12 protein-coding genes and 1 tRNA gene are annotated in these 13885 nt (G+C 44.6%); 7 read left to right on the forward strand and 6 right to left on the reverse strand.

Annotated elements, in window-relative coordinates:
- Window positions 1-40: 40 nt before the first annotated feature.
- Both fusA and tuf read left to right on the forward strand, forming a co-directional pair.
- Window positions 41-2167, forward strand: coding sequence for an elongation factor G (gene fusA, locus DX073_RS12925; protein WP_115008429.1), 2127 nt, complete (start codon window positions 41-43; stop codon window positions 2165-2167).
- Window positions 2168-2274: 107 nt separating this feature from the next.
- Window positions 2275-3465 carry an elongation factor Tu gene (gene tuf / locus DX073_RS12930; protein WP_115007405.1) on the forward strand — a complete coding sequence of 397 codons (1191 nt, stop codon included), beginning with the start codon at window positions 2275-2277 and terminating at the stop codon, window positions 3463-3465.
- Between the two features lie 107 nt (window positions 3466-3572).
- Here the strand turns inward: tuf and DX073_RS12935 are convergent, their stop codons facing one another.
- The 6 genes from DX073_RS12935 to DX073_RS12960 form a co-directional block, all read right to left on the reverse strand.
- Window positions 3573-4727, reverse strand: coding sequence for a cytochrome P450 (locus DX073_RS12935; RefSeq protein WP_220186761.1), 1155 nt, complete (start codon window positions 4725-4727; stop codon window positions 3573-3575).
- 289 nt (window positions 4728-5016) lie between these two features.
- Complete coding sequence (locus tag DX073_RS12940; RefSeq protein WP_115008430.1) at window positions 5017-6159, reverse strand: 5-methyltetrahydropteroyltriglutamate--homocysteine S-methyltransferase; 1143 nt, start codon at window positions 6157-6159, stop codon at window positions 5017-5019.
- A gap of 122 nt (window positions 6160-6281) precedes the next feature.
- The gene (locus DX073_RS12945; protein WP_115008431.1) at window positions 6282-7223 is read right to left on the reverse strand and encodes a reverse transcriptase family protein; all 942 of its coding nucleotides are present in this window, start codon (window positions 7221-7223) and stop codon (window positions 6282-6284) included.
- Entirely contained in the window at window positions 7216-7503 is a 288-nt protein-coding gene (locus tag DX073_RS12950; RefSeq protein ID WP_065255233.1) for a helix-turn-helix domain-containing protein, read from the reverse strand. Before DX073_RS12950 ends, DX073_RS12945 begins: the two co-directional genes overlap by 8 nt.
- Before the next feature lie 76 nt (window positions 7504-7579).
- Window positions 7580-7837 carry a hypothetical protein gene (locus tag DX073_RS12955; protein WP_115008432.1) on the reverse strand — a complete coding sequence of 86 codons (258 nt, stop codon included), beginning with the start codon at window positions 7835-7837 and terminating at the stop codon, window positions 7580-7582.
- 353 nt (window positions 7838-8190) lie between these two features.
- Entirely contained in the window at window positions 8191-9498 is a 1308-nt protein-coding gene (locus DX073_RS12960) for an MFS transporter (protein ID WP_115008433.1), read from the reverse strand.
- A 264-nt stretch (window positions 9499-9762) separates the two neighbouring features.
- On the opposite strand from DX073_RS12960, the gene DX073_RS12965 reads away from it, so the two are divergent.
- The 5 genes from DX073_RS12965 to nusA all read left to right on the forward strand — a co-directional run bounded on the left by DX073_RS12965 (window position 9763) and on the right by nusA (window position 13816).
- The gene (locus DX073_RS12965; RefSeq protein WP_258556964.1) at window positions 9763-10995 is read left to right on the forward strand and encodes a multidrug effflux MFS transporter; all 1233 of its coding nucleotides are present in this window, start codon (window positions 9763-9765) and stop codon (window positions 10993-10995) included.
- Window positions 10996-11301: 306 nt separating this feature from the next.
- A tRNA-Met gene (locus DX073_RS12970) sits at window positions 11302-11378 on the forward strand.
- A gap of 205 nt (window positions 11379-11583) precedes the next feature.
- Window positions 11584-11706 (forward strand): hypothetical protein, encoded by a 123-nt coding sequence (locus DX073_RS14815; protein WP_258556965.1) that lies wholly within the window; start codon window positions 11584-11586, stop codon window positions 11704-11706.
- Window positions 11707-11812: 106 nt separating this feature from the next.
- Window positions 11813-12310, forward strand: a complete 498-nt coding sequence (gene rimP / locus DX073_RS12975) for a ribosome maturation factor RimP (RefSeq protein WP_029103945.1) — start codon at window positions 11813-11815, stop codon at window positions 12308-12310.
- 24 nt (window positions 12311-12334) lie between these two features.
- Window positions 12335-13816, forward strand: a complete 1482-nt coding sequence (gene nusA / locus DX073_RS12980) for a transcription termination factor NusA (RefSeq protein ID WP_115008434.1) — start codon at window positions 12335-12337, stop codon at window positions 13814-13816.
- Window positions 13817-13885 lie beyond the last annotated feature (69 nt).

Genomic DNA, 13885 nt, shown 5'->3' on the forward strand with positions numbered 1-13885 from the left:
AACTGACACCCAATTACTCGCAATTTTTCTAGGAAAAATTATGGCACGTAAAACCCCCTTAAATAGATACCGTAACATCGGTATTTCTGCACACATTGATGCAGGTAAAACCACGACCTCAGAGCGTATTTTGTTCTACACAGGTAAAAGCCACAAAATCGGCGAAGTGCACGAAGGTGCTGCAACGATGGACTGGATGGAGCAAGAGCAAGAGCGTGGTATTACCATTACTTCTGCTGCGACCACTTGCTTTTGGTCTGGCATGTCTGAGCAGTTCCCAGAACACCGCATTAACCTAATCGACACCCCCGGTCACGTTGACTTTACCATTGAAGTTGAGCGTTCTATGCGTGTACTTGATGGTGCATGCATGGTGTATTGTGCGGTTGGTGGTGTACAGCCTCAGTCAGAGACGGTATGGCGTCAAGCCAACAAATACAAAGTGCCACGTCTTGCCTTTGTTAACAAAATGGACAGAACAGGTGCTAATTTCTTCCGTGTGGTTGAGCAAGTTAAAACCCGTCTGGGTGGTAATCCTGTGCCTGTGGTTGTGCCAATCGGTGCAGAAGACAGCTTTGAAGGTGTTGTTGACCTGCTTGAGATGAAATCCATCATTTGGGACGTAGAATCTCAAGGCATGAAGTTTGAATATGGCGAGATTCCTGCCGACCTAGTAGATACTGCCAACGAATGGCGTAACAACATGGTTGAAGCAGCTGCCGAGTCATCAGAAGAGCTGATGGACAAATACCTAGAAGAGGGCGACTTGTCTCGTGAAGACATCGTAGCAGGTCTTCGTGCTCGTACACTAGCGTGTGAAATCCAGCCAATGCTTTGTGGTACTGCCTTTAAAAACAAAGGCGTACAGCGTATGCTTGATGCCGTCATCGAGTTCTTGCCTGCCCCCACTGACGTTGAGGCCATCAAAGGCATTCTAGATGACAAAGATGAAACCGAAGGCAGCCGTGAGTCTTCTGATGACGCTCCATTTGCCGCCCTTGCATTCAAAATCATGAATGACAAATACGTGGGTAACCTAACTTTCGTTCGTGTGTACTCAGGTGTGGCAAAACAAGGCGACAGCGTTTACAACCCTGTTAAGATGAAGCGTGAGCGTATCGGTCGTATCGTTGAGATGCATGCCAACAGCCAAAACGAAGTTGATGAAGTTCGTGCGGGCGACATCGTCGCATTTGTGGGTCTAAAAGACGTAACCACGGGCGATACCTTGTGTGATAATGACAACATCATCACCTTGGAACGCATGGAATTCCCAGACCCAGTTATTTCGCTAGCGGTTGAGCCAAAAACCAAAGCCGACCAAGAAAAAATGTCTATCGCTCTAGGTCGTCTAGCCAAAGAAGACCCTTCGTTCCGTGTACGTACAGACGAAGAGAGTGGTCAGACCATTATCTCTGGTATGGGTGAATTGCACCTTGACATCATCGTTGACCGTATGAAGCGTGAATTTAACGTTGAAGCGAACATCGGTGCACCACAGGTTGCCTACCGTGAAACCATCCGTCAAACGGTTGAAGTTGAAGGTAAGTTTGTTCGTCAAACAGGTGGTCGTGGTAAGTTTGGTCATGTATGGCTACGTCTTGAGCCACTTGACCCAGAAGGTGATGTGGAATACGAATTTGCTGAAGAAATCGTGGGCGGTGTTGTACCAAAAGAATACCACGGTGCGGTAGATAAAGGTATCCAAGAGCGTATGAAGAACGGCGTTCTGGCAGGCTATCCAGTCGTTAACGTTAAAGCGACCCTATATGATGGTTCTTACCATGACGTGGACTCTGACGAGCTATCGTTTAAAATGGCGGGTTCTATCGCATTCAAGAAAGGCTTTATGCAAGCATCTCCTGCCCTGCTAGAGCCTATCATGAAAGTAGAAGTTGAGACCCCAGAAGACTACATGGGCGACATCATGGGCGACCTTAACCGTCGTCGTGGCGTGGTTCAAGGCATGGGCGACTTGCCTGGTGGCACCAAAGCCATCCGTGCAGAAGTACCATTGGCTGAAATGTTCGGCTATGCCACCCAAATGCGTTCTATGTCTCAAGGTCGTGCAACTTACTCTATGGAATTTGCCAAATACCAAGAAACGCCTAAGAATGTGGCAGACGAGATTATCAAGAAATTCACTGCCAAAGATGATGATGAGTAATCATAATCATCTCACTTAAATCCGTTTTGGTTTGTCCATAAGTGGCAAGCCAAAACAATCATTTATCAAAACCTTGTGCAGTTTGCACGAATCAAAAGGATATTATCATGGCCAAAGCCAAATTCGAACGTAACAAACCACACGTAAACGTTGGTACCATCGGTCACGTTGACCACGGTAAAACTACCCTAACTGCTGCTATCGCAACTGTTGCTGCTAAGCACCACGGTGGTGAAGCAAAAGACTACGCTGCCATTGACTCAGCGCCTGAAGAAAAAGCTCGTGGTATTACCATTAATACCTCTCACATCGAGTACGACACTGCTAACCGTCACTATGCACACGTAGACTGCCCCGGTCACGCCGACTATGTTAAAAACATGATTACTGGTGCTGCTCAAATGGACGGTGCTATCCTAGTTGTTGCTGCCACCGACGGTCCTATGCCACAAACTCGTGAGCACATCCTTCTATCTCGTCAGGTTGGCGTACCTTACATCATGGTATTCATGAACAAGTGCGACCTAGTAGATGACGAAGAACTACTAGAACTGGTAGAAATGGAAGTACGTGAACTTCTGTCTGACTACGACTTCCCAGGTGATGACACCCCAATCATCAAAGGTTCTGCTCTTCTAGGTCTAAACGGTGACGCTGGTCAATACGGCGAGCCTGCCATCCTAGAACTACTAGACACCCTAGACAGCTACATCCCTGAGCCTGAGCGTGACATCGATAAAGCATTCCTAATGCCAATCGAAGACGTATTCTCAATCTCTGGTCGTGGTACTGTGGTAACTGGTCGTGTTGAATCTGGTATCATCAAAGTAGGCGATGAAGTTGAAATCGTTGGTATCAAAGACACTGCCAAGACTACCTGTACTGGTGTTGAGATGTTCCGTAAGCTACTAGACGAAGGTCGTGCAGGTGAAAACTGTGGTATCCTTCTACGTGGTACTAAGCGTGAAGAAGTTCAACGTGGCCAAGTACTTGCTAAGCCCGGTTCAATCACCCCTCACACCCAATTTGATGCAGAAGTATACGTACTGTCAAAAGAAGAAGGTGGTCGTCACACCCCATTCCTAAATGGCTATCGTCCACAGTTCTACTTCCGTACCACTGACGTAACTGGTGCCATTACTCTACAAGAAGGTACTGAAATGGTTATGCCTGGTGACAACGTTGAGATGAGTGTTGAGCTTATCCACCCAATCGCTATGGACAAAGGTCTACGCTTCGCCATCCGTGAAGGTGGTCGTACCGTAGGTGCTGGTGTTGTTGCTAACGTTAAGAACTAATCTAACAAGATTGGCTTAAGAGTAAACAAGACTAATAGTCAAAACCAAACCCCCTGCCAGAGATGGTGGGGGGTTTGGGTTTTTGGAAAAGGAAAAAAGGGGTGAAGTCAATGAAGTATGACTTCCAAACGACTAAAACCTGACGCAGGATAGATGGCATGGTCAAAGTAGTCATCAGACGCAGGGCGAATCTTACCCACCTGCTCTGCCAAGCACTCTACTAATAGCCCTAGTTCAAGCTGTGCCAATGGCTTACCAGGGCAGACATGAATGCCATGTCCATAGACCAGATTGTTAGCTTGGCTTCGGTATGGCTCAAAACTGTCCGCTTGATGAAAGGCTTCGGGGTCACGGTTGGCAGACTGCCAGTTAATCGTGATTTTGGCATCTTTGGGAATGTCCACGCCATGTAGAGTGACAGGGCAGGTGGTGCGTCGTCTGTTGGTGATGAGCGGGTCGTGTAAACGCAGTATTTCTAAGACGGCATTATCAATGTCTTGGGGGTTGGCTTTTAGATGAGTCAAGACATCAGGATGATGAATAAAAAATTCAAAAATAATCCCGACCGCTGACGACATGGTGGACAGCTCGCCCACTGTCCAGTTACGAATGAGTGAGACAAGCTCTTCATCGCTCATTACTCGCTTGCCTTGTGACAGCATGACTACGTCGTTCATCAATTCAAAGGTCACATCATCAGGGCGTTTTGTCCGCTTGTCATCCAAAATCGCCTTGATATAACTGTCAAATTCTAAGGCGACACTGGCAATCTCATCCCGATTTTGGCTTAGTGTGGCTTTGCGGTTTTTCTCAATCCATGCGTTCAGCGGCGCTTCGGTCTCATCGCCCCAGCCCATAAAGGCATTTTGTAGCTTGACAGCATAAGTTTTGGCAAACTCTGCCATGATGTTAATGGGCTGATCCTTGGGCAGTTGGCTTACTAAGCTGTCAATCAGCTCTTTGGCGATGGGGCGAAATCTCGCCATGCGGTCGGCGGTGAAATATTTATCATTAATCGCACGAAATGCCGTATGAACAGGTGCGTCCATGCCGTTTGGCACAGCGATATGACGTTCTGAGACGTGATTGGAAAATGTCGTAGGGTTGTTTAGAATGTGCATGACATCGGCATGAGAAAACACGCTATAACCGAGCTTATCATCATGGGCGATGGGACAGCGTGCTCGCATGTCGTCGTAAGCACGACGCTGATTTTTCTGAACTTGTTCATCATCAGATTGCCAGTTGATAGAAGTGGACATAAATTATCCTTGGACGGTGAATGGTCTTGCCATTGTAATCAACGCATGATAATCCTGCTATTAGCCCTTGGGGGTAGGGTATGATGGTTTTGTTTTGCCAATAAACTTAAATATAGTCTGCCAACTTTGAAACAATACTGCGTCAAACTCGCTCGTAGTACTACTTGTACAACTTCGCTCGTTTTCCTTGTCTTATTTCAAAATTTGTTTGACTATAAAAAAGCGAAACTGCCAAATTGGTCAGTTTCGCTTTTTGTTTGTTATTTAAAAACAATTATTTTTAGGGAAATCATTCACCCCAAACTTCATCAGCAATCTCTCTAATCATCTTCACCTTCGCCCATTGAGCTTCTTCGGTTAGGATGTTACCTTCTTCTGTGGACGCAAATCCGCATTGTGGCGATAGGCATAGTTGGTTAATGTCCACGTATTGCGTGGCCTCACGGATACGGGCGATGATGTCGTCTTTGTTTTCAAGGTCGCCTGTTTTTGAAGTTACTAAGCCTAGCACGACTTGTTGGTCTTTGATGTGGGCAAGTGGGGCAAAGTCGCCTGCTCGCTCGCTGTCATATTCCAAGAAAAAGCCGTCCACTCGGCACGTACCAAACAGCACCTCGGCAATCGGAGCATAACCGCCTTCTGAGAACCACGTTGAGCGGAAGTTGCCACGACAGATGTGCATGGTGATTTGCATGTCGGCAGGTTTGGCGTCCACGATGCGGTTTAGCATGGCGACATAATCGACCGCCAATTTGTCAAAATCAATGCCTCGTTTGGCAAATTCTGCCTTTTTGTCCAACGCACAAAACTGCCCCCAACTGGTGTCGTCGAGTTGTAGGTTACGCAAACCCATCTCATAAAACTTGTGCATGGCTTTGATGTAAGCGTCTGCAATGTCTTGATATAGGACGCTCTCGTCTTTGTATCGTTCAATCGGCTCATAGTTCACATCACGCACGCACGCCACAAGGTGTGGCATAGAAGGCGATGGAATGGTGAATTTGGTGGGGGTGTCGCCAGCACAATCTTTTAGGATTTGGTAGGCTTTGACAAAGGGGTGTGAGTCCGAAAAATCAATCTTATCCACGATTTTGACGCTATAACTTTTTGGTTTGGCGTCCTTAAATTGCACCGAAAAATTCTCGGTCTCTACCCATTCCACGCCGTCCAATTCCGCCATAAAGTCCAAATGCCACCACACACGGCTAAACTCACCGTCCGTGACAGCGTGCAAGCCGTTTTCTTTTTGTTTGGCGACCAGTTTGCCAATTTCATCTTTTAGAATAACATCGTACTCATCTTGGCTTATCTCGCCAGCATTTAGCTTGGCTTTGGCATTCATTAAAGACTCAGTACGCAAAAACGAGCCGACCACATCATTACGATAAGGGGCGACATTGCGGGGTTTTGCATTTGGGAAAAGTTGGCTCATGGCTTACTCTCTTTGGGTTGGTTAAAAAAATGTTACAAAATTACAAAAAATAACTTACCATTGGTTTGGTATTGTAACATGATTTTAGAAATAGTTAAAAGGAAAGCTTTTTTGTAAAGTATTTAAGGGGCTATCTTATTGAGCTTATTTAATAATTTATCAGCTTCATCTTGATGAAATCTTCTTAAATTATACACCTTTCCTTTTATGCTGTTGTATAATTTTTTATATTCTTCCTTATTGTAATTTTTATAAAATTTTTCACAAAAATAAACTTCTGAGCGAATAGAATTACGCTCTTTTTTGCTTAAAGTTAGACGTTGTGTAGAAACATTGATTTGGGTAACTTTTTGCCTATCTTTGCCATTTTTCATAATAGAATGTTTTTTGCGATTTGGTTTAACATTGATACTTGCTAATAAACCATAAACTTTAGAGATAATTTCTGATTTCTCTTTGTTGCTTAATATTCTTTTACTGGAAATTGTTATATCATCTACAAATCGGGTATAAATCCAACCTTTTTTGCCAAACTCTTCGACCAGCTTAGGTTCTCTCTGCCATAAAACTAAATTACCAATATAACCACTTACCTTGCTGCCTTGAACTAAAGAGCCTTTAAAAGTAGTTATTTCCGCCAAACATTCTGCTACCTCATGAGAGAATTTAAAGAAGTTACTCCAAATTTGATAAACTAAATTCTTGGTGATGCTAGGGAAAAAGTTTTTTATATCTTCACTAATAATAGTTTTCGGTTGTAGGTGTTGTTTTGCATTGGTGATATAATCCCTCTTTTTGATTCCGCCATGCAAATAGCTAGGAAATTTCAATACATTGAAAAAATTTTTAACGATTTTTGCATGTACTTTTTTTAATTCTTCTTTTACATCATAAGTTTCACGAAAAGAGCCGTCTTCTTTTTTGACTCTTCCTTGCAAAAAGAAGAAGTTATCTGAATTTTTTTGTAAGAATAGCAATCTTTCTAGAGTGATATCCAAAGACAGAGCCAGACTTTTTAGGTTGGCTATTGGTTTATAAGGGTAGTGAAACGTATTGTTATCCATTTGATTCGTTCATTAAGGATAGGGCGAGATAAGATAATTTTTCTGACAACTCAGGACTGATATTTTTTCTTTCATCATTTTCCGTTGCCAAAAATATTAAAATGGTTGTTGGTATGTCCAAAGCACTGCATATTTTTTCAATGGACGAAATATTGGGATCTCTTTTTCCTTGCTCTAAAAGAGTCAAGTAGGAAATAGACAATCCAGAAATTTCTGCTAATTTAGTTTTAGTAAAGCCTTTTTGGTTGCGACATAGTTTAATTGCTTTGCCAATATTCATAATTAGGATTTCTTTGTTTTAAGATTAAAAAAATAATAAATAAAAGCAACCTGCTGTATTTCAGCAAAATAAAAAATCATTCATCTTTATGTGCATATTCAAAAAATTGATTTAATATTTCTGAACCTTCATTTAAGATGACAAAGCGAAGAATAATACCAATGACATTGCCAAGCCTTCTTAATATGTCTTCATTTTTAACATTCTGACAATTTTCAAGGTCTTGAATGATTTTCTCAAGTTTTGCCTTTCTACCACTATCCAAAGTATCATGCATTTCCAACTGAAGTTTTTTTAACTCTTCAATGGTCTGCTTTAAAAGATTGTTTTTCATTTTAAAAACCTTTATATTAACGGTGCAAAATTACACCAGTTGCCAATATAATATTGAACCGATAAGGAATGCTTTGGATAGTACAGGTTGCTTTCTCAATGGCTGGGTTGGCAGTTGCCTAGCCAACCCAGTACTCCGTTAGGCTTACGTTCTGCGTTTGGGAGAACGCCGATTTGCCCGAAAGTAGATTATCCAAGAAAGATAACCGACACTTAAATAAGTGCCACGTAGCAGTTCAACATATTAGGTTTTATCTTTTAAAGACGCATCGAGATGATTCATCTCGTCCGATAAAGGATATTATATACAAAAAATTTACTAAGTCAATAATTTTTTTACTGATAGTCAAAAAATCAACGCTCATTCGGCTTTAAAAAATACAATGCCACCACCGCAAGCAAAATAAACCCACTCGCCCCCAGATACAAATCATCTTTACCAATACCCATGTCCAAGAGCTTGCCTGCCAAAATGGGCGAGACGATAGAACCAATCCGTCCCACGCCGATTGCCGTGCCGACCCCTGTACTTCTAAATTCAGGGGCGTACAGCGTGGGGTTAATGGTGTATAGCCCTGTGATACAGCCATTGACAAGGCTACCGACCAAAATGGCAAAGACAAGGGCAAGCGTCAAAGTGGGACTAAACACAAAGCCGATAATGGCAAGGGACGACAGCACGACAAATGCCATGAGCGTGGATTTGGGGGCAAATTTACTCACCAAAAAGCCAAAGATGAGCGAGCCTATTGTACCGCCAATGCTGATTGCCATACCGACCTTTTGGCTTTGTTCTTTGGCAAGCCCTGATGATTCTAGTAGGGCAGGTGTCCACGAGCTGATAAAATAAAAAGACGACATCACGGCAATGAACGCTACCCAAATGAGTAGAGTGGTCTTTAATTGACCTTTGGCAAAGAGCTGGCTAATGGGGGCTTTGGGTTTGGCGGATTGGGTTTGGGCGGGCAGTTGCCAGTTGCCTTGTTTGCCGATTTTGTGGGCGATGTTGGTGAGTTTGGCAAGGGCGTTGGCAGGTTGTTTTTGATTTAAAAAATCCACCGATTCAGGCAATAGGGCGATGAGTGCAATGAGTGCCAGCCCCGTTAAAACTGCCCCTGTCATAAACACCGAGCGAAAGCCGAACTCATCTTGGAGCATGACCGCCGACAGACCGCCGAGCATTGCACCCACCCCAAAGCCACACGCATAAATGGCAATGGCAAGCCCACGCCATTTTTGGTTGGCGTATTCGCTCACGATGACGTTGGTGCATGGCAAAATACCGCCCACGCCAAGCCCTGTTATCACACGCCAAAAGCCGATACTTTCCACACTGTGCGAAAAATAAGTCATCAGCATACCCACCGCCGATAGGGCGGTTGCGATGATAAGTAGCGGACGTCTGCCAAATTTATCCGCCAAGGGAGCCAGCCCCATAGAGCCAATCGCCATGCCAATAAAGCCTGCACTCATGAGCGTGCCAATCTCTGCCCCTGTCAGCCCAAGCTCGCTCTGAATGCTTTTGGCGGTAAAGGCAATCGCCAGCACATCAAAGCCGTCTAGCATATTTAGAATAACAGCTAAGGCAACGATGAGCCACTGGTAGGCACTCATGGGCGTGTGGTTAATGGCGTGGGCTAGGTCGGTTTGGTGCGTGGTCATGGTGTATGATGATAAATGGTGATAAAGAGTGCGTTACTATAACAAAAAGTTTAGGATTAATCAATTTCAATGTTTTCAATATATGATGAAAATTTTTAAGGTTAAAATGTCAATGTCGGTATTGCAATTTTTTACCGTCAAAAGGGGCAAATCATGGTAAAATAGTCGGATTTTCTTGTTTGTTTTTAAAAAATTTTGGCTGATTGGCATAATAATAACCAATAACCACACCCATCAGTCAGCATTAAGATAAGTGATATTGATATGCCACATAATAATTCCCAAGACCAAGCCGCACACGCCAAGCCCTTTCCCACCCTGTGGGTGATGATGATGGGCGTGATGATTGCCATCGGTCCGCTTGCCATTGACATGTATCTGCCTGCTCTGCCAACCATGGCGGATGATTTTGGCGTGAGTGTGTCCGAGGTGTCCAAATCAGTGCCGTTTTACTTTATTGGTTTGGTGTTTGGACAGCTGTTTTATGGACCGTTTTCTGACCGTGTCGGGCGAGTGCTACCCATGTACATGGGTATGACGATATTTGTGATTGCGTCCGTCATCTGTGCGACCACCACGAGCGAGCTGGTGCTGTTTGCCGCCCGTACGTTGCAGGCGTTGGGGGCGTGCGTGACGGCCGTGGTAACCCGTGCCGCCATTCGTGACACCCTAAACCCAATACAGGGGGCAAGGGCGTTTAGCCTTATGGTGCTGGTCATGGGATTGGCTCCGATACTTGCCCCGAGTTTGGGGGCATTGATTTTGGGATTTGCCGACTGGCATGCTCTGTTTTGGTTTTTGGCGGGTTATGGGGTATTTAATATCATCTTGACCAAGCTGTTTTTAAAAGAAACACTCGTTCCAGAAAATCGCAATACCAAGCCCATCAGCCAAACTTTTGCCTCTTATCTTGACTTAGCCAAGGACAAGACGTTCATCATTCCTGCGGTTGCAGGGGGCGTGCTACAAGGGGCATTTTTCATTTATTTGTCCATTTCCAGTGAGCTGTTTATGGTCAATTTTGGCTTGTCTGAAAAACAGTTCGCCATCGCTTTTGGGGCGAATGCCTTTGGTTTTATCGCCTTAACGCAGGTCAATCAGTTTTTGACCAGTCGTTTTCGCCTTGTGCAGCTGCTACGCTTTGGGGCTCTCATGCAACTTGTCTCTGCCAGTTGTCTGCTGATGCTGGCATTGACGGGGCTTGCGTATTTTCCGCTGGTGTTTATGGCGATATTTTGCTGTATTGCAGGGCTTGGGTTTACTCAGCCTAACGCTACCGCCATCGCTTTGGCGTATCAAAAAAAGCGGGCAGGTATGGCGTCTGCCATGCAAGGGGCATTGCAGTTTAGCGTGGGGATTTTTGGGGGGTTACTGCTAAGCCTGTTTGATGTCAGTCCTGTGTTAAAGCTGGGTATTGTTATCACGGCACTGGTGTCGCTTGGGACGTTTTTGGTGTATCAGCTTGACCCTAAGATGGATTTGTCAAAGATGGATTAACCCGACTCCCAATTTAAATTTATGAACCATTGATTTTTTAATGATTATTTTTCAGATTGTGGGGGCAAATTGCAATTTACCCTTGGTAAATCAATGGACTGTACAAAGTTGAGAGTGGGGCATGGATTAGCAAATTCAATTAAAGCGTGTAAGAAAATGACCTAAACGGGCGATGATTTATTTTATAAACAAATCAGGGTGTGCCTGCCTTTTACATTTGTCATGAAAAATAATAAAAATCGCAAAGAAAATCAAATTTTCTCTTGACAATACCAAAAACCATGCTATAATGGCGTTCTAAATTGATGCGGGGTGGAGCAGTCTGGTAGCTCGTCGGGCTCATAACCCGAAGGTCGTTGGTTCAAATCCAGCCCCCGCTACCATTTTTTTAAATCCTTATTTAAAATTATTTATAAAATTGTAAAATAAGGTATCTTTCCATAAATTTATCATTTTTTTAAATTGATAAAGTAAACATGGTTAAGATGTCGGCGAGCAATGATTTTAGCCCACCAACGTGTTTTGTGGGTTTTTTTGTATTTGCAATTTGCCAAACCGCCTAGGGCGTGTTGAATATTAGTATTTGCCATGAAAAATGAGAAAAATCGCCCGTTTTTCAAGGAAAAAATGCAGGCTGATAGTCATTCTATCAGACAAGTTTTTGACGCAGAAAAACCAGATTTAGCCATTTTTCATGCAAAAATAGACTAAACCATCAAATTTTATCAAACTCCAATAAAATGTTATCAATGTTCAACACGCCCTAACTCTTTTTGATTTTTAATTTGTGCTTTAACATAGGATTAACCAAGCCAAAATGAAACCGTCTAGCAAGATTGCTGAACTTACCCAAATGATTGCCCCTGCGGTGTCCGCTTGTGGCGTAGAGCTTTGGGGGATTGAGTTTATGCCCCAAGGGCGTAAATCACTGCTCCGTATTTATATTGAAGTCAATGCCGATGCCCGTGAGCGTGGTGAGCATATCACCATCGAGGACTGCTCAGCGGTCAATCACCAAGTCTCAGGCGTACTAGAAGTGCATGACCCCATCGCAGGCGAGTATGTGCTAGAAGTGTCAAGCCCTGGCTTTGACCGTCCGCTGTTTACCCCCAAGCAGGTGGCGATGTTTGTGGGAGAGACCGTCAGTTTGCGTCTGATTCACGCCATCGGACAAGGCGACACCAAACGCCGTAAGGTCGTCGGTCGTCTGGTGAGTGCGAGTGAGACGAGCATGAATGTGGTCACCGAAGATAAACTAGAATTTGACATCGCTTTTGATAATGTGGATAAAGCCAATTTGATTTATCAAGACTAAAATTTAACCAAAAAGGTAGATAAGATGAGCCGTGAGATTTTGACCGTTGTTGAGACCGTCAGTAATGAAAAAGGGCTTGACCCTGATGATATTTTTGGGGCGATTGAACAAGCACTTGTTTTCTCAACCAAGAAAAAAGTCTACACCGACCAACCCGAGGTAGCGGTGCGTGTTGCCATTGACCGTAAGACAGGCGACTATGACACTTATCGCTACTGGACGGTGGTGGCAGATGAAGACCATGAGATGCCTGCTTGCCAAAAGGCGATTAGCGATTTGGACGAAAACGAATACCAAATTGGCGACATCATCGAAGAGCAGATTGAGTCCATTGAGTTTGGACGTATTGCCGCTACCCAAGCCAAGCAGGTCATCATCCAAAAAATCCGTGAAGCCGAGCGTGCCTTGATTGCCGATGCTTTTGAAGCTCGTGTGGGCGAGCTTATCACGGGCGAAGTCAAAAAAGCAAGCCGTGATGGTTATGTCATTGACTTAGGCGACGGGGCGGAGGGTTATCTTGCCAAAGACCAAACCTTGCCCCGTGAAATGCTACGCCCTAAGAGCCGTGTGACGGCACTACTTGCCAAGGTCAATCGTGATGGGCGTGGCAGTCAGCTCGTGCTATCTCGTACGAGCAATGAGATGCTTGTTGCCTTGATGACCAAAGAAGTCCCTGAGATTAGCGAAGGGATTATTGAGATTCGTGATGTGGCTCGTCTGCCTGGTTTGCGTGCCAAAATCTCGGTAAAAACAGGCGACAGCCGTATCGACCCTGTGGGGGCGTGTATCGGCATGCGTGGCACTCGTATCCAAGCGGTGCAACAAGAGCTAGATGGCGAGCGTATCGATGTCGTGGTGTGGAGCGATGACCCTGCCCAGTACATCATCAGCTCATTGGAGCCTGCGGATGTGTCTAGTATCGTGCTAGATGAAGATAACCAAACTGCCGACATCATCTTTGGGGCGAACGACCAGTTGGCTCGTGCCATCGGCTCACAAGGTCAAAACGTGCGTCTGGCGTCTGATTTGACCGGCTATAAGCTTAACATGATGCTAGAATCTGAATACCTAGAACGCCAAAAAAGCGAGTCTGAGGCGATTATCACGCTGTTCTACGAGCGTTTGGAAGTGGATAGAGATTTGGCGGAAGCGTTGGCGGAGATTGGTTTTACCACCATCGAAGAAGTGGCTTATGTGCCTGCTGAGACTTTCTATGACATTGACGGCTTGGATGATGAGACCATCGGTGCCATTCAAGATCGTGCCAAAGAAGTCATCATCAATGATGAACTTATCAAACAGCAAAACATCAAAGAACCTAGTGGCGAGCTACTTGCCCTAGAAGAGATGACTCCTGCCATTGCTTATAAATTGGCGGAGCGTGACATCATTACCCTTGACGACCTAGCCGAACAAGCGGTGTTTGACATCGAAGACATCGAAGGTATGGGCAGTGAGCTGGCGGGCAAGCTGATTATGGCAGCACGTCAGTCATGGTTTGAATAACCATGCGTGCGTCATGGGGCGTACTGTCATGAGTACGTAAGGACGTTGCCAAATTTGGTTGGTGAGAAT

The organism is Moraxella lacunata (genome assembly GCF_900453205.1).
GTDB classification, from domain to species: Bacteria; Pseudomonadota; Gammaproteobacteria; order Pseudomonadales; family Moraxellaceae; genus Moraxella; species Moraxella lacunata_B.